The organism is Vibrio sp. 2132-1 (genome assembly GCF_033344315.1).
This window is the reverse complement of sequence record NZ_JAWPON010000688.1, coordinates 1-560: the sequence shown is the minus strand read 5'-3', so window position 1 is coordinate 560 and position 560 is coordinate 1. Positions and strand designations below refer to the sequence as shown.

At 46.1% G+C, this 560-nt stretch carries 1 protein-coding gene; it reads left to right on the top strand.

What is annotated here, in order from left to right; genetic code table 11:
* Nucleotides 1-560 (top strand): ABC-ATPase domain-containing protein (locus R8N47_RS27400; RefSeq protein ID WP_318186388.1); only part of this gene is annotated, 560 nt, incomplete at both ends.

Sequence of the window (560 nt, the reverse complement as noted above, 5' to 3'; positions counted from 1 at the left end):
CATTAAGAGAACGATTAGAAGCACACAATCTTGTTGCGTTTGTTGCGAATGGTAGCGTTCTACCACGTATTGCGGGTAACTGTGATTTGCCGATGAAAGAAGCAGTGGAGTTTACGGCTCCTGAGTCTTTGGGGGTGACTCAGCATGCACCAAACAAAGGTTACGTGACTGGACTTGGCATTCCCAAAGGCATCACTTTGATTGTCGGCGGTGGTTTTCATGGTAAGTCGACATTGCTGAACGCCATTGAACGTTCTATTTACGATCACATTCCTGGCGATGGTCGCGAGTACATCGTGACAGACCAGAAAGCGATGAAGATTCGTGCAGAAGATGGCCGTTGTGTGCATCACTTAAATCTGTCGAACTACATCAACCATTTGCCAATGGGTAAAGATACTGCAGATTTCTCAACGCAAGATGCATCAGGTTCAACATCGCAAGCGGCTTGGTTACAAGAATCTATCGAAGCCGGTGCAACATCACTGCTGATAGATGAAGACACATCTGCAACTAACTTTATGATTCGTGATGAGCGTATGCAGGCACTTGTGGCAAAA